The sequence below is a fragment of the Endozoicomonas sp. ALD040 genome, assembly GCF_049275945.1.
Classification (GTDB): Bacteria; Pseudomonadota; Gammaproteobacteria; order Pseudomonadales; family Endozoicomonadaceae; genus Endozoicomonas_A.
Window position 1 is genome coordinate 3,868,253 of record NZ_CP184829.1, and the last position, 15,510, is coordinate 3,883,762.

17 protein-coding genes are annotated in these 15,510 nt (G+C 47.9%); 9 read left to right on the plus strand and 8 right to left on the minus strand.

The genetic code is table 11. The features are described 5' to 3' along the window. Positions 1-41: 41 nt before the first annotated feature. A complete protein-coding gene (locus ACOJUN_RS14090; RefSeq protein ID WP_422132575.1) occupies positions 42-566 on the plus strand; it encodes a hypothetical protein in 525 nt (174 codons plus the stop codon). Between the two features lie 36 nt (positions 567-602). Here ACOJUN_RS14090 and ACOJUN_RS14095 read toward each other — a convergent pair whose 3' ends face one another. Continuing rightward, positions 603-1,532 (minus strand): ketopantoate reductase family protein, encoded by a 930-nt coding sequence (locus ACOJUN_RS14095; RefSeq protein WP_422132576.1) that lies wholly within the window; start codon positions 1,530-1,532, stop codon positions 603-605. A gap of 837 nt (positions 1,533-2,369) precedes the next feature. On the opposite strand from ACOJUN_RS14095, the gene ACOJUN_RS14100 reads away from it, so the two are divergent. Together ACOJUN_RS14100 and ACOJUN_RS14105 are read left to right on the plus strand one after the other, a co-directional pair. Further along, positions 2,370-3,707, plus strand: a complete 1,338-nt coding sequence (locus ACOJUN_RS14100) for an AarF/UbiB family protein (protein WP_422132577.1) — start codon at positions 2,370-2,372, stop codon at positions 3,705-3,707. 465 nt (positions 3,708-4,172) lie between these two features. Beyond that, the gene (locus tag ACOJUN_RS14105) at positions 4,173-6,131 is read left to right on the plus strand and encodes an AarF/UbiB family protein (protein ID WP_422132578.1); all 1,959 of its coding nucleotides are present in this window, start codon (positions 4,173-4,175) and stop codon (positions 6,129-6,131) included. 23 nt (positions 6,132-6,154) lie between these two features. Here the strand turns inward: ACOJUN_RS14105 and ACOJUN_RS14110 are convergent, their stop codons facing one another. Then, positions 6,155-6,430, minus strand: a complete 276-nt coding sequence (locus ACOJUN_RS14110) for a hypothetical protein (RefSeq protein ID WP_422132579.1) — start codon at positions 6,428-6,430, stop codon at positions 6,155-6,157. A gap of 152 nt (positions 6,431-6,582) precedes the next feature. On the opposite strand from ACOJUN_RS14110, the gene ACOJUN_RS14115 reads away from it, so the two are divergent. From ACOJUN_RS14115 to tnpA, 5 genes are all read left to right on the plus strand, one after another. Then, positions 6,583-7,755, plus strand: a complete 1,173-nt coding sequence (locus ACOJUN_RS14115) for a MerR family transcriptional regulator (RefSeq protein WP_422132580.1) — start codon at positions 6,583-6,585, stop codon at positions 7,753-7,755. A 48-nt stretch (positions 7,756-7,803) separates the two neighbouring features. Continuing rightward, positions 7,804-8,025: a dodecin gene (locus ACOJUN_RS14120; RefSeq protein ID WP_317142992.1), complete on the plus strand. Its 222-nt coding sequence runs from the start codon at positions 7,804-7,806 to the stop codon at positions 8,023-8,025. A 96-nt stretch (positions 8,026-8,121) separates the two neighbouring features. Beyond that, positions 8,122-8,607, plus strand: coding sequence for a YajQ family cyclic di-GMP-binding protein (locus ACOJUN_RS14125; protein WP_422132581.1), 486 nt, complete (start codon positions 8,122-8,124; stop codon positions 8,605-8,607). A gap of 243 nt (positions 8,608-8,850) precedes the next feature. Further along, a complete protein-coding gene (locus tag ACOJUN_RS14130; RefSeq protein WP_422132582.1) occupies positions 8,851-10,416 on the plus strand; it encodes an AmpG family muropeptide MFS transporter in 1,566 nt (521 codons plus the stop codon). Positions 10,417-10,597: 181 nt separating this feature from the next. Continuing rightward, on the plus strand, positions 10,598-11,050 hold the full coding sequence (gene tnpA / locus ACOJUN_RS14135; protein WP_422132583.1) for an IS200/IS605 family transposase: 453 nt from the start codon (positions 10,598-10,600) through the stop codon (positions 11,048-11,050). A 320-nt stretch (positions 11,051-11,370) separates the two neighbouring features. Here tnpA and ACOJUN_RS14140 read toward each other — a convergent pair whose 3' ends face one another. From ACOJUN_RS14140 to ACOJUN_RS14160, 5 genes are all read right to left on the minus strand, one after another. After that, the gene (locus ACOJUN_RS14140; protein ID WP_422132584.1) at positions 11,371-11,646 is read right to left on the minus strand and encodes a BrnA antitoxin family protein; all 276 of its coding nucleotides are present in this window, start codon (positions 11,644-11,646) and stop codon (positions 11,371-11,373) included. Between the two features lie 45 nt (positions 11,647-11,691). Continuing rightward, entirely contained in the window at positions 11,692-11,973 is a 282-nt protein-coding gene (locus ACOJUN_RS14145; protein ID WP_422132585.1) for an addiction module antidote protein, read from the minus strand. Positions 11,974-11,976: 3 nt separating this feature from the next. Beyond that, positions 11,977-12,264: a type II toxin-antitoxin system RelE/ParE family toxin gene (locus ACOJUN_RS14150; RefSeq protein WP_422132586.1), complete on the minus strand. Its 288-nt coding sequence runs from the start codon at positions 12,262-12,264 to the stop codon at positions 11,977-11,979. Between the two features lie 397 nt (positions 12,265-12,661). After that, on the minus strand, positions 12,662-12,856 hold the full coding sequence (locus ACOJUN_RS14155; protein WP_422132587.1) for a hypothetical protein: 195 nt from the start codon (positions 12,854-12,856) through the stop codon (positions 12,662-12,664). Positions 12,857-12,859: 3 nt separating this feature from the next. After that, positions 12,860-13,174 carry an MGMT family protein gene (locus ACOJUN_RS14160; protein WP_422132588.1) on the minus strand — a complete coding sequence of 105 codons (315 nt, stop codon included), beginning with the start codon at positions 13,172-13,174 and terminating at the stop codon, positions 12,860-12,862. Positions 13,175-13,742: 568 nt separating this feature from the next. Between ACOJUN_RS14160 and ACOJUN_RS14165 the strand changes: the two genes are divergently transcribed. After that, positions 13,743-14,687 carry a DUF481 domain-containing protein gene (locus tag ACOJUN_RS14165; protein ID WP_422132589.1) on the plus strand — a complete coding sequence of 315 codons (945 nt, stop codon included), beginning with the start codon at positions 13,743-13,745 and terminating at the stop codon, positions 14,685-14,687. Between the two features lie 42 nt (positions 14,688-14,729). Here the strand turns inward: ACOJUN_RS14165 and ACOJUN_RS14170 are convergent, their stop codons facing one another. Continuing rightward, positions 14,730-15,491: an SDR family oxidoreductase gene (locus ACOJUN_RS14170; RefSeq protein WP_422132590.1), complete on the minus strand. Its 762-nt coding sequence runs from the start codon at positions 15,489-15,491 to the stop codon at positions 14,730-14,732. Positions 15,492-15,510 lie beyond the last annotated feature (19 nt).

The following is a 15,510-nucleotide window of genomic DNA, read 5'->3' on the forward strand; positions in this document are numbered from 1 at the left end:
CTCGGGGGTCATGTTCAAAACACAGCAGAAGACAAAAGAGTATGTACATTATCAAGCCGTTTAAGTGTGCTTTTCTTGCCCTGGCCATGTCCTGCTCTCAGGTATGGGCCGAGACCAGACAAATTAATTCCTACATAGCCCTCAAGGATGCTCTTGAACACGGAGAAGTGCCTGTTATCGGTGTGATTGATTTTGGACAGTGTACTCATAAGTACCAGAACCTTAAGCCTCATTCTCAGGCAGTAGAGAGTTTTCGTGGAAAAGAGGTCACTATTTTTAAACGAAACACCATCAATGAAGGTGGCACGATAATGATGTTAACGAGCTATAAACTGAATACCTATCTAATGGCTGAAGTCAGGGATGCCACACCTCTGCCAGACTGGATAGAATGGCCAGCCTGGATAGAGTGGCAAAGTGCTTACACCCTCTCCAGAGAAGATGATAAAGAATTTAATATCTGGTTTATTGCCTCGGATGCAAAAACCGGAGAGACCCTCAAAACCGATCACTTCATTTGTTCACTTGGATCAGCCATTAAGTTGTGGCGTACACCTCACTCTTGAATGGACCTGTCGCTTATGCCTTGACGTTATTTTTGGCTAACTGATATTGAGTTCTGCCAGCTCTCTTATCAGTGTCCGGTTAGCAGGCGTTTCTACTCCCAGCTTTTCAGCCTGGTCAATCAGATAGCCGTTAATAAACGCCAGCTCGGTTTTTCGACCCTGTCGGGCATCCATGCAGGTAGACGAGTGGTTCATTGCGGTATTCCGGCAGACTTGCCTGACCAGCTCAAGAAGGTTTCCTGATCCGGGAATACCGGCGACTTGCCTCACCTGTGTCACTTCTTCAGCCAATGCTGCTAAACGTTGTTGACGCTCTTCAGTGTCCAGCAGTTCTCCATTCCTGCAATCATATAAAGCCGTAAGACCATTGATGGCACAATTGACTGCCAGTTTATCCCAGAGCTTTTCTTCAATCTGATGGGTAAACTGAATGTCAACTGGCAGCTTTTTCAGCGTGCCCTTTAATCCTTGCCAGACAGCATTGTCAGGCTTCTGAGCAACAGGACCCACCCAGGTTGATCCACGACCGGCATGGCAGACATGCAGAACGTCTTTCATCCATGCCCCTTCTGTTGTCGATGCGGCCCATACGGTTTGTGAACTGAAATGTTGTGCTATTGCTTGTTGGCTGCCCATACCGTTCTGGATTAATAGTATCTGGCACTGGTCTGATAAGCGATCAGTGAGTGAAAGAACAGCCGCTTCAGCATCCTGCGCTTTTGTGCAGACTAATAAATGGGTTATCGAGTCAGTGAGAGATTCGCAAGAATCCAGTTTGATAGGGAAGTGTTGACTGACTCCATCCAGTTCATCAATGGCCAGAACAGGTTGGGTAACGTTGAGTGAGCGCAGTCTCTGTTCCCGAACAAGCAGGGTAGCTTCCATGCCTGCCTTGAGGAACTGAGCTGTCCACAGGCAGCCCATACTGCCAGCACCGATGATATGCCAGGTCACTTCTTGGCTCACTCTGGTTGAGATAATCCGGGCGAGTTTAAACAGTCAATGATGATATGTGAATATTGAGTGCTGCCAGCGGTGTAAGATTGGTCTCTATTTGTTCTCGACCATTCAATTTTTCTCCACCTATCTACAGTTTTTTCAATTCAAAATTTAAAATAATAAGCATTAAAAATGAACTTCCTTGATTCATTCAAGTCAAAGATTGTATGTAAACAATATTTATGAACCAGGGGGAATGATATGGACGTTTCGAATAATACCGCAGGAGTGACCAGCACCGGTGCATACAATAGGGTGTCTGAGGCTAACGCTGCTTCCACCAGTACATCATCAAAAAGCACTGTCACCGCCGTTAATCCCCATAAGCAATTGCAACCCGCCCATGAACACCCTGCAGCAGGCCATTCCAGAGCGGGTTGCTCCCTGGTTTTCAGGACGATATCTCAGGCGGCTAGCTCAATTACACAAGGAGTCACCAGCACCCTGAAAAGGACATCGCGTGTTATTGGGTTGGCTTGCAGTGGTGGCGCTACTCTGGCGAAGGTTGCCTGTTATCGTTCTCCTGAACCAATTGCTCAGTTTTTCCATAAAAATGGCGGACTGTGGGGAAAAATAGGCCAATACGTAGCTGCAAAACAAGCACCGGCTGAGTATTTCAAATCACATCAAGATCTTTATAACTACACGACTAACATGGTAAAAGTCGCGAGCCAGTGCTCGGCAGGCAAGGTTGATCCTGAGGTAATCAGGAAAGTTATCGAGCGCAATGTGGCTAATGCCGGACTGCTTTCTGAAGATGCCATGCCGGAACGATCAGGCATAAATGACGGCGTTAGCCAGTTCATGGCTAACAGTGCCGTTTCAGCAGCACCTGTCCGGCATGTTAAAACACTTGGGCGTGGGAGTATTTGCCAGGTCGATCAGTTTAATATTGGTGGACGAGATTTTGCTGTTAAATATTTATCACCAGAGTTGGCAGAAAAAATTAATATTGATGTTTCGTTGGTGAACAGCCTGGTTTCTTTCTTTTATGACTGGGGTTTTATCTCAGAGATGTACTTTGACGACATTTGCAGTGCATTCAAGAGTTTTAGTAATGAGTGTGACTTATCACGGGAACTTAAGTTTACCGAAAAAGCGTCTGAGGCCTTAAAAAATTTGACAGAAACCAAGCGCTACCATGTAACTACCGACTCAGGCCATCAGGTGCCGGTTCAGTTCAGGGTACCTGAGGTGTCTGTACCCTTATCCAGCCCTGATGCCCTTGTGATGGAGTATATTGATGGCTGTTCTCTTGATCGTACAGATGCGTTAAGGGAGAGGCTCGCTTCATGGCAGCCGGACTGGAAAGAGGGTGGAAGGCTAAGTGAAACGGAAATAAATACTATTATCGTCGGCATTCATAAACTTGTGCTAAAAGTTTATCTGGATTTATTCAGTGAATCCTTTTTTTTAAATACTGACCCCCAAACGGGTAATTTCATGGTGAAACTGGAGAGCGATCGTATCAGTATTTATTGTATTGATCACGCTAACAGTACAGCCAATAACGATATTTTGCGCATGATGAAAGACCCTGTTTATTATTCACTTCTTGCAGGACTGTTCTTGTTGTTTCATAACCGTGCTAACGGGAATGGCCTGATTGAAGAGGAAAATATCCCAAGCTCGATGGATACAACCGACGAAGTTGACATCCGGGCTCTGGTTTGTACGGCAATATCCCCGGAAGCGCAGGAATCTATAGAAAAATTTATTGAAATTTATCGTAGGGGCTTTGGACCGGATATCATACCCCCCATTGATGAATTACAACAATTTCAGAGAGAAGCTAGCGTTGGAGAAATTTGCAGTCAGATTTATCATTGGTTAAAAGACATCTCGGACGATTCTAATACGGAGGGGCCTGTCCAATCAGAGGCTGCGTTTGTGGAGCTATTGACGCGATTTTTGATCCGGCTTGCCATGGAACATGTGGAGCAAGATATGCAGAAGGCTGACATTACAGCCTTGCACAGAGTTGTCGCTGTTCCTTTTGACAAATTTGCTCAAAGTCTGGGTTTTCAGATCAGTCCGAACAATCCCATATTACTGCGGGTTGGGTGGCAATTGTCTGCATATCGCCAGTATATAGGGCAACTGGAGTCGCTAATGGATAACTGGGAGTATTATCGAGAATAGCGAGCTTTTTGACGAACAAAAGCGGGTTTTCAGGCCAATTCACTGCCACCTACGACTGCATGGATGCAGGAGCTAGAGCAACGCAGGAGCAGTTGCCGACGACTGCATGGATGCAGGAGCTAGAGCAACGCAGGAGCAGTTGCCGACGACTGCATGGATGCAGGAGCTAGAGCAACGCAGGAGCAGTTGCCGACGACTGCATGGATGCAGGAGCTAGAGCAACGCAGGAGCAGTTGCCGACGACTGCAGTCTTATTGGTCACTACCTCGGAAAAAGTCAGTAACAATATCTAAGCAATTGTCACAGCAAGGCTAACGCCTTGCAAGGCCTTGACCCGCCTCTAAAGAAGCGGGATTGCGCCCTTAATTTCTTTCAAAATAAATAATAAGCATTAAAAATGAACTTCTTTGATTCATTCAAGTCAAAGATTGTATGTAAACAATATGGATGAACCAAGGAGTTGATATGGACGTTTCGAATAATACCGCAGGACTGACCAGCACCGGTGCATACAATAGGCTGTCTGAGGCTAACGCTTCCACCAGTGCATCATCAAAAAGCACTGTCACCGCCATTAATCCCGATAAGCAATTGCAACCCGCCCATGAGCACCCTGCAGCAGGTCACTCCAGAGCGGGTAACTCCCTGGTTTTCAGGACGATATCTCAGGCGGCTGGCTCAATAACACAGGGAGTCACCCGCACCCTCAAGAGGACATCACGTGTTCTTGGGGTGGCTGCCAGTTGCGGCGCTGCAGTGGCGAAGAAAGTCTGTTTACGTTCTCCTGAAGCAATTGCTCAGTTTTACCATGAAAATGGTGGACTATGCGGCAAAATAGGCCAATACCTGGCAGCAACTCAGGTACCGGCTGAGTATTTTAAATCAGATCAAAAGCTTTATAACTATGTGACTGACATAGTGAAATCCGCAAGTCAGTATTCGGCAGGCAAGGTTGATCCTGAGGTAATCAGGAAAGTTGTCGAGCGCAATGTGGCTAATGCCGGATTGCGTTCTGACGGACTGCTTTCTGAAGGTGCCATGCTGGAACGATCAGGCGCAGCTGATAATGACAGCGGTAGCCAGTTAATGGCTAACACTGCCGTTTCAGCAGCAACTGTCCGGCATGTTGAAACACTTGGGCGTGGGACTATTTGCCAGGTCGATCAGTTTAATATTGATGGACAAGATTTTGCTGTTAAATATTTATCACCAGAATTGGCAGAAAAAATTAACATTGATGTTTCGATAATGACCGACGTGTTTTCTGACTTTTATGACCGGGGTTTTATGTCAGAGAAGGACTTTGACGACTTTTCCAAGGCATTCAAGAGTTTTAGTAATGAGTGTGATTTATCACAGGAACTTAAGTTTACTGAAAAAGCGTCTGAGGCATTAAAAAATTTGACGGAAACCAACGAGTACCGCGTAAGTACCGGTTCAGGCCATCAGGTGCCAGTTCAGTTCAGGGTACCTGAGGTGGCTGTATCGTTATCCAGCCCTGATGCCCTTGTGATGGAGTATATTGATGGCTGTTCTCTCGATCGTACAGACGCATTAAGGGAGAGGCTCGCTTCATGGCAGCCGGACTGGAAAGAGGGTGGAAGGTTAAGTGAAACGGAAATAAAGACTATTATCGTTGGCATTCATAAACTTGTGCTAACGGTTTATTTGGATTCAATCAGTGAATCCCACTTTTTTAACACCGATTTCCAACCGGGTAATTTCATGATGAAACTGGAGAGCGATCGTATCAGTATTTATTGTATTGATCACGCTAACAGTACTGCCAATAACGATATTTTGCGCATAGTAAAAGATACTGTTTATTATTCACTTGTTATTGGACTGTTCTTGCTTTTTCATAGCCGTGCTACCGGGAATGGTCTGGTTGAGGAGCAAAATACCCCCAGCCCAACGGATACAACCGGCGAAGTTGATGTCCGGGATCTGGTTTACACGCCAATATCTCCGGAAATGCTGGAATCTTTAGAAGAATTTATTGAACCTTTTCGTAGCGGCTTTGGACGGGGCATCATACCCCCCATTGATGAATTACAACAATTTCAGAGAGAAGCTACCGTTGGAGCAGTTTGCAGTCAGACTTATCATTGGTTAAAAGGCATCTCGGACGATTCTAATACGAAGGGGCCTGTTCAATCAGAGGCTGCGTTTGTAGAGCTATTGTCGCGATTTTTGATCAGGCTTGCCATGGAGCATGAGGAGCAAGATATGCAGAAGGCTGGCAAAGCGACCTTGAACAAAGTCGTCGGTGTTCCTTTTGACAAATTGGCTAAAAGTTTCGGTTTTCAGATCAGACCGATCGATCCCAGGCTAATGCGGGTTGGGTGGCAATTATCTGCATATCGTCAGTATATAGGGTATCTTGAGGCGCTATTGGACAAATTGGAGCCTGACAGAGAATAGCGCCCGTCCGGGCGACCCTATAATCAGTAGTTGTAATAATAAAGACCTGATCTGAATGGGTAAGTATTTTTGTGACACCCTCGACAAAGAGGGTGTCGCAAAACTCCAACAGCTCGTACCCATGCTCTGAGGTCGTCATTCCCGCGAAGGCGGGAATCCAGCGCCAACGGTGGATCTCTGCCTTCTCGCGGATGACAAGGCCAGGGGGTCACCGGGCAGTATGGTTCTGGTGGTGAGTCACTGTGGATTCCCGCCTTCGCGGGAATGACGAGAATGAAGCCGGGAATGACGGGAGTCAACTCGTTCTCACGGCGGAGAGAGTTTTGTGACACCCTCTCTAAGGCTCCGGGTGTTGGTCTCTATTTGTTCTCGATCATTCAATTTTTCTTGACCTGTCTACAGCTTTATAGCTTAAAGTTCCTTCCTGTTGATGGTTTGAGGATGCATCAGTGTGTACCGGATTTCTGAGTTAGCCGCCGCTGTAGGGCTTTCACGTACAGCGCTTCTCTACTACGAGAAGCAGCAGCTTATTTCAGGTAAAAGACTTGAAAATGGCTACCGTCTTTACAGTGATAAAGACCTTCAAAGAGTCCGCTTGATTCAGCAACTGCAGGCGGGAGGGCTGACTTTGAAAGAGTGCAAAGTTTGCCTTGAAAAAAAGATAGACAGGGACCTGTTGAAAAAACGCCTCAGGCAGCTTGATGAAGACATTGCACTGAAGCAGCAGTCACGAGCGCTGTTGGCAGCCATGCTGGGTGAGGGTGACCTCAGAGCCTGGCATGAAGACCTCGATAAGGTTGCTCCTGATGCTCATCTGAACTGGTTAGTAAAACAGGGTTTTAGTGAAAAAGAAGCCCTCAGATTGAAGTGGTTATCGAAAGATATGAATGATCACGAGACTTATATGATCGACTTTATGAAAGTTTATGAGACCCTCGAACGCTGGGGTCCAGGCAGTGAAAAAGACACGCTGAAAGCATTATCACTGGTGCCCGAAGCTCCTGCTGATATTCTGGAGATTGGTTGTGGCAAAGGCCTGTCAACCAGAGTGTTGATAGACAATACCGAAGCACACATCACTGCCATAGATAATGAAGCGTCAGCACTGGCTCGATTAAAAGAGCGTTTTGAGAAGCAGGATATTTCCGGACGGCTTTCCAGCGTTTGCGTGAGCATGACTGAATTGCCCTTTGAGAGTGAAAGCTTTGATCTTATCTGGTCGGAAGGCAGTGCTTATATCATGGGGGTCCAAAAAGCCCTGACGCAATGGCAGTCATTACTGCGGCCCGGTGGCTTCATGGTGGTAAGCGACCTGGTATGGCTAACAGATAATCCGGATCAGGAAGCGATGGCCCATTGGCAGCAAGACTACCCTGATATGCAGACGATCAGCAATCGTCTCAAGCAAATGGACGCTGTCGGATATGATATAGTCGACCATTTTTCTCTAAGCCGGGAGTCCTGGGATAACTACTCCGAACCACTGAAAAAACGAATCCATGATTTGTCACCTGCCATGCCTGACTCATTAGCGCTGAAGAATATTGAGACTGAGCTGGAAATCTATAGAAAATTCCTGGGACAGTTCGGTTATCAAATGTTTGTTCTTGGCAAACGTGATTAAATGGACGTCTATACTTCTCCTGACGTTCCAATGTCGTGGAGAGTATTTATGGCACACATCTATAAAATCCTGGAAGTGGTAGGCAGCTCGACTGTCAGCAGCGATGACGCTATTCGCAATGCTATTGCCACTGCCAGTGTCACTCTTAATCACCTGGGCTGGTACGAAGTGGTGGAGCATCGGGGCCATGTTGAGGATGGTGAGATTGCACACTTTCAGGTAACCGTCAGAATTGGTTTCAGGTTGGAAGACCGTGGTCAATCATCCTGATTGCCATACCCTGTTCAACCTAAGCTTGCCATTCAACAGGGATTCTCGGATACAATAGTCGTCAACGTTTAAAATTTGTTGATTGGGGAATCCCTCATGCCTTCATTTGATATTGTTTCAGAAGTGGATATGCACGAGTTGACCAATGCGGTCGATCAGGCGAACCGTGAGCTGACCACCCGTTATGATTTCAGAGGGGTTGAAGCCAGCTTTGAAAAAAGCGGTGAAAACCAGATTGTGATGACGGCCGATGCTGACTTCCAGCTGCTGCAAATGGTTGAAATGCTGAAAACCAAAATGGTCAAGCGGGGCATTGATGTTAAATGTCTGGAAGTGAAAGATCATTATGGTTCTGGCAAACAGGTCAAACAGGATGTCATAGTTCGTCAGGGGCTGGATAAAGAGCAAGCCAAAAAAATCGTCAAGATGATCAAGGATGCCAAGCTCAAGGTACAGCCAGCCATTCAGGGTGAGCAGGTTCGCGTTACGGGTAAGAAGCGTGATGATCTTCAGACCGCTATTGCATTGTTGAGAGAAGCGGATACCGAGATGCCTCTGCAGTACAACAACTTCAGAGACTGATTCTGGCAGGAGGGGCTTGCCTCTCCTGTTAACCGGCATCCGGTAAATCAACATCGAGACAAAAAAATATTCCCCGGCATGTTCAGGTGTGCTTTTATTAAACTTTCCCGATAGTTCTATAAAATAAATTTGCCAGATTCGACCACTGGAAGACGTTAACGGTATGTTATTATCAGGGCACCTTTCTATGAGTTCAACGAAGAACTCGCTGACATCTGTGAAGAGCAAACCCGGAGGAGCAGAATGCAACTAATGGACTCTTCTTCCCGTTCCTGGGGAGAGGCATGGAAAAGCTTCAGGCATCCAAGGGTCATCAGTGTTCTGTTTCTTGGTTTTTCAGCCGGCCTTCCCATATTACTCATATTCAGCAGCCTTTCTATCTGGCTCAGGGAGGCGGGTGTTGAGCGCAGCATGGTGACCTTCTTTAGCTGGGCTGCCCTGGGTTACTCCTTCAAGTTTGTCTGGGCCCCTCTGGTAGACAGGGTCCCTCTGCCATGGTTGACAAAAAGTCTCGGGCGTCGCAGAGCCTGGCTATTACTCGCCCAGTTCGCGGTGATGGCTGCTCTTTTATTTATGGCGAGTCATGATCCTGTCTATGGATTGACCTGGGTTGCAGTGGGGGCTGTGATGCTGGGATTCTCATCTGCTACACAGGATATAGTGATTGATGCCTACCGGATAGAAGCTGCAGAGAGCGATCTTCAGGCCATGATGTCTTCCGCCTACATTGCGGGCTACAGAGTCGGCATGCTGGTGGCCGGGGCTGGCAGTCTGGCACTGGCCAGCTGGTTTTCAGGGGGTGATGAATCCGTTTATCACTACCAGGCCTGGGCTTCTGTCTATCGCTGTATGGCTGCGTTCATGCTGGTAGGGGTTGTCACCACCTTGTTGATTCCAGAGCCTGAAAACAATCAGTCTGCCTTCTCTCAGGATTATGGCACCAGTGACTATGTTCGTTTTCTGGGGTTGTTTGTAGTAGCGGCAGGGGCTTTTGTTGCAGGTTTTACATTAACTCCCGAGATCTCTTCCCAGTTGAAAACAATGTTGGTTGATGGCGGTGTTTCAGTTCATGTTGCAGGGTTCTTTTCTGAATCTTTCCGATTGCTGTTCAGTGTGGCTCTGGGTGGTGGGGCTGCCTGGTTGATGATCAGTCTGAACGTAGCGCCCAAGGGGATGGTCAGAGAAACCTATGTGGCTCCTTTTGCTGATTTCTTTGCGCGTTACGGAAAACTGGCGATCTATATTTTGCTGCTGGTAGGCACCTATCGGATTGCAGATATTGTTATGGGGGCAGTGGCTAATGTGTTCTACAAGGATATGGGTTACAGCAAGGAACAGATAGCAGCTGTTACCAAAACCTTTGGTCTGTTAATGACCATTGCCGGTGGTTTTCTGGGGGGATTGTTAGCCCTTCGCTACGGGGTGATGAAAATTCTCTGGATCGGTGGGCTATTGGCTGCTATCAGTAACCTGCTGTTTTCCCTGCTGGCTCAAATGGAACCTGAAACCTGGATTCTGGCTGTGGTCATCGCAACTGACAATCTCAGTGCAGGTATTGCCTCTGCTGCCTTTGTTGCTTTCCTCTCCGGTTTGACGAATCGTGCATTCACAGCGATGCAGTACGCAGTCTTCAGTTCGCTGATGTCGCTTGTACCGAAACTATTGGCGGGGTACTCCGGTAGCGTGGTGGATGCAGTGAACTATCCTGTCTTTTTTGCAGGCTCCGCTATTCTTGGTTTGCCGGTGCTGCTGTTAATCAGTTACGTGCAGAGGCTTATGGAGCAATCTGAGGAAGCTGCACGCGATTGACACCAGGCGGGCTTAAAGCCCGCCTGGAAGGCTTATATGGTCCGCCCCGTTTTGCAAGAGCCTGTTTTGTTAATTAATCATTAGGTAAACCCCCGGCTATGCCGGGGAGACTCGCATAGGTTATACCGAGGCTTCGGTAGCTAACCTCAAAGGTTCCGCCAAGAACCAAGAGGTTTGACTTATGCCAGACTACAAAAGTCTGACTCATACTCGATGGGATTGTAAGTATCACATTGTCTTTATTCCCAAAAAGAGGCAAAAGGTTATTTATGGGAGCTTGAGAAAATTTCTGGGAGCCATTTTCCACGATCTTGCCAGTCGCAAAGGGTGTGAAATTGTGGAAGGGCATTTGATGCGAGATCACGTTCATATTTGCATTAGCATTCCGCCGAAACATTCTGTTTCAAATGTTGTTGGCTATTTGGAGGGTAAATGCGCAATAGCTATTGCGAGACACTTCAAAGGTAAGCAGAGGAATTTTTCTGGTGAGCATTTCTGGGCAAGAGGGTATTTTGTCAGCACAGTAGGTCTTGATGAAGATGTGGTTAGGGAATATATCCGAAATCAGGAGAAAAATGATGAAACACGAGATCAGCTGAAACTTGGTTTTGACACGCGCCCTTGGGCGCAATAAAAGCCCTTTGAGGGCGTCACCTAATAAGCCTCCGGCTCTCGGAGGTCATTTAACTTGCAAACAAAGATAACTGCAATTACATTCGGCCTATTCATGAGGTCTAACCTTCTGGCCCTGATGGGTATCCGCGCAACCTGGCCTTATCAGTCCGACGGCCTCAAGGGCCAAGTCTCCTATCAGGTTTCAGGTTGCCGGTTTTTACCTGATTGCCATCAACTGTACATGCTCATCGCAATCTGCGGGGGGTGGGAGTACTGAAGTGGCGTTTCGGCTGGCTGGGGATCCGGTGAAACCAGAGCAGGGGGAGGCCGCATGAGCTGTCACCCTGAATGCCTGACCACATGTTCACGCAAAGCTTCATTGATACGGGTCTGCCAGCCTTTGCCAGTGGCGCGGAAAAATTCTACCACCTCGGGTGACAGCCGGATAGTAATCCGCTCCTTGGTCTCTTCGGCCTTGGGTCGCCCCACTGGGCGTAATTGTTTGAACTCCTCGTCAGTAAGTTCATATGTGTCAGGACCAGCGGCAATGCCTGCATTGATGGCCGCCTCTTCTTCATCAGTGGGCCATATAGTGCCCGGTATAAGCTTCGGCATAACGTTTAATCTCCCTTTTATCAAGGGCACAAAGGTTTAACCAACTCAGGCCGCCACCTGCAACCGGACACCCAGCGCCTTAAGAATGCGGTGAACCGTATCCCAGCGGGGCTGAGTCTTGCCGTTGAAGGCTTTGTAAAGGCTTTCGGGATTCAGTCCGGTCTGCTCGGCCAGCTCGGCCACGCCTTTGTGCTTTACCACATCCCCAAGGGCAATGATGAACACAGCGGGGTCCTCATCAAGGTAAGCCTCCGTCAGAAACCATGGAATGTCTTCATCGGTCAGGGCATGGTCAAAAGGATCAAAGGGTGTCAATTTCAAACTCATCGTTTATTCCTCCAGGTCTTTCAGGATCTGTCTGGCTTTTTCTATGTCTCTGGACTGGCTGGACTTGTCGCCAGCGCAAAGCAACACAATCAGCTGACCCTCACGGATCGTGAAATAAAGGCGGTAACCCTTGCCTGCAAAAATTCTCATTTCACTGACACCACCACCCAACGGTTTGGTGTCGCCCAGGTGGCCAGCACGGGCACGGACCAAGCGCATGGTAACCGCCCTGCGGGCTTGATGGTCCTTCAGTCGGGTTTGCCAGCGGACAAACTCCCGCGTTCGAGTCACTTCATACTTCATAGAATTATTGTATGTACGTTAATTAAGGTTTGCCAGCTCTTAAAAGTAGCACACGTTAACGCTTTATCCATTCGGGTAGAGCTCGACAGTCGGCTTCTGGCCCTGCTCCACGCCTAGCGGGATATAGTCATGGGTGGTTCGCTCCGATTAATCCTGTTTAAATGGTTAACTCCATTTTGGCTTACTTGAAGCCGTTTAGGAGGGGCGGACAATATAAGCTTCCTAGCAGCCTGACCGAGAATAGACTGCCCTACTGCGGCGGCAGCAAATTGGTCTGAAAATCCGCTTTTGTTCGTCAAATAGCTCGCTATTCTCCTCACAAAACCGAATTTTCATCCTCAATTTTCTGCCGTCCTCGCTACGGGCGCTATTCTCGGTCAGGCTCCTAGCGTTTGATCTCGGCAATGAGTTTTGCCTGCCATTGTTCTTTTTCCTGTTCGGGGAGCTTGCCGAGAGAATCCCTGCAAATATGCATCATTGCCTGGAGAATGGTCTCGGGTTGATAGTTAAGGTTTTCCAACTGGCGAATAATTTCAATCGCCAGAGCAATGTCTTCCGGGTGCTGATCCTGATCGTTCAAACTTTAATCTCCACTCCATTGATATAGCTTCAGATTGACCTTGCCATTAAGAAAAGTAATACCTTCTGACTCAAGCAAGGATTGCTGTTGCTGATACTTGGCGCTGGTTTCCGGAAACGAAATCTGTCCCTTGCTATTGATGACCCTGTGCCAGGGAAGTCCGGAACCTGAAGGCAGTTGCTTCATAATATTACCCACTACCCGGGCATAGCCCGGAGCACCGACCATGTTGGCCAGTTGTCCATAAGTGACCACCTTACCCTCGGGTATTTTGGTCAGGATGAGCCAGATATCGGATGGACTGAACGGTGCTTGCAAGCCTGGTCTCCAGAGTGATTGGAAAAGTAGTCGAGGGATAGATATTACCAGCTAACTTGCCAAGCAGCCTGTCGGACTATAAGACTGTCCTACTGCGGTTGCAATAAATTGGTCTAAGAATCTCTGTTTCTTCGTCAAATAGCTCGCTATTCTCCTCAGAAACAGAGATTTTTATCCTCAATTTCTTGCAATCCTCGCTACGGACGCTTAAGTCCGACAGGCTGCAAGCATATCTTAATCTGTTGGCCATTTGTCGTGAAAAGTTTTTCAGTGTTCCCCGACGAAGCACCTAAAGATGGCAAGACAAACGATGATTCTGCCTTTTTGTTGGTTCCAGGCACCCGTTTGTAGAGGCAAAACTGATGCCTATAGCGGCTTTCCCTCTTGTTAAGCTTTCATTAATTTGGAACTCTTGTCCCCCTTATAAAGCATTAAGACATCGATTCATCGAGGGGTATTCATGGGGGTCCAGTGTTTCAGGGGCATTGGCCGTTTTCCTGGGTTACGCAAAGTCTGGGTACTACTTCTTTCCTGCATGGCAGCGATGGTCCATGGGGATAAGATATGGATGGAAAATGGAGATGTAATCAGTGGCAAAATCATGGGGCTGGAAGCGGGTAAACTGACTGTTTCTACCCGGTATGCTGGAGATATTTCCATCAATTGGCGTCATGTTCGTTCTCTTGAAACCGACCAGCCCGTCTGGATTGGTTTGATTGGTGAGAAAGAGGCTCAGCAGCGTCAGTTAAAGAGCAATGGCGATCAACTGGTGGTTGTGGATCCCGATGGTTTTGAGCGGCGCTTCTCGGCCGCCTGGCCAGTAGCAGAAATTCGCCGTGAACAACCCGTACTGGCTTCTAACTGGGACATTGCAGGCAAAGTCAACTTTGGGTTGGACAGTGATCAGGGTGAGGACAATGAAACCACCTTCACGCTCAGTGGCAATCTAGATATCAATGACGAGTGGAACAAGAACAGTTTTAAGTGGGACATTGAAATAGAGAAAGAAGAAGACTCAGACTCTTCCACCAAAGAGTGGGAGCTGGGGTATGCGTACAGTCGCTATTTCACTGAACACTGGTTTGTCCAGGGCTCTCTGGAGCAGGAGTACGACTCCACGGAAGATCTGAGATCAAGGCTGACCCTGGGAGGGTCGGTAGGTTACCGCTTCAGGGAAACGGTCAAAGAAACCTTGATTACCACTGTCGGCCTGACCCATCTCTGGGAAGATTATCAGCTGGAAGATAACCAAAAAAACCTGGCCGTGACAACAGGGCTGGTGTACCGGAAGAAGCTCATTGATAACCTTGAGTATTCCTTTAACAGTAAGCTGTTTTACCGTCTGAACTCAGGTCGGCAGTGGTTGTTTGATGGAGAGCATGGTTTGAGGGTGGGGTTATCTGAAAGTCTTTCTTTAAACCTGATGCATTATCTGGATTACGACAGTATTCCAACAGAGGGTGCTGACAAAACCTCCAGTCAGATCAAGGTGGGCATTGGTTATTCCTGGTAGCGAGGATTGGCCGCAGAGGCCAATAGCTTCTGCGGCGACCAATCACAGGCGTAAACCTCCATCCAGTTCCAATACACGACCATTGAAGTAGTCGTTTTCAAAAATGAAGGCGACAGTTGCCGCAATCTCTTCAGGCTTGCCCATACGTCCAGCCGGAATACCTGCAGTCATTTTGGCGCGGGCTTCAGGCTTCATGCCCAGCGTCATTTCAGTCTCAATCATGCCCGGTGCAATTGCAGCGCTCCTGATGCCAAAACGAGCCAGTTCCCTGGCCCAGGATACTGTCATGGCGACGACACCGGCTTTAGCGGCGGAGTAGTTGGTTTGTCCAAAGTTGCCTGAGCGGGAAATGCTGGCAATGTTCAGAATCAATCCTTTGCTGCCTGAATCAATCATGCTGGCCGCCACCTCACGACCACAAAGAAAAACACCCGTGAGATTGACGTCAATGACTGACTGCCATTTTGCCAATGAAAGCTTGTCAGTGACCTTGCCGTCTTTTGTCCTGATCAGTAAGCCGTCACGCAGGATGCCTGCATTATTGATAAGACCATTGAGCGGGCCCAGTTTCTCGCTGGCAAGCCTGACACTGTTTTCTACTTCCTGCTCATTGGCGACATTGGTGGGCAGGGCAATGGTTTTTGCTCCCAGCTCAGAGCATTCTTTTAACGCCTGATCCAGGGCTTCGCCTTCAAGATCTATCAGTCCAAGGCCAGCGCCTTTTTTTGCCAGATGCAGCGCCATGGCCCTGCCCAGACCACGGGCAGCGCCGGTGATCAGGATGTTGCTTCGTTCAAGATTCATTCTACTGTTCTTCTGCGTC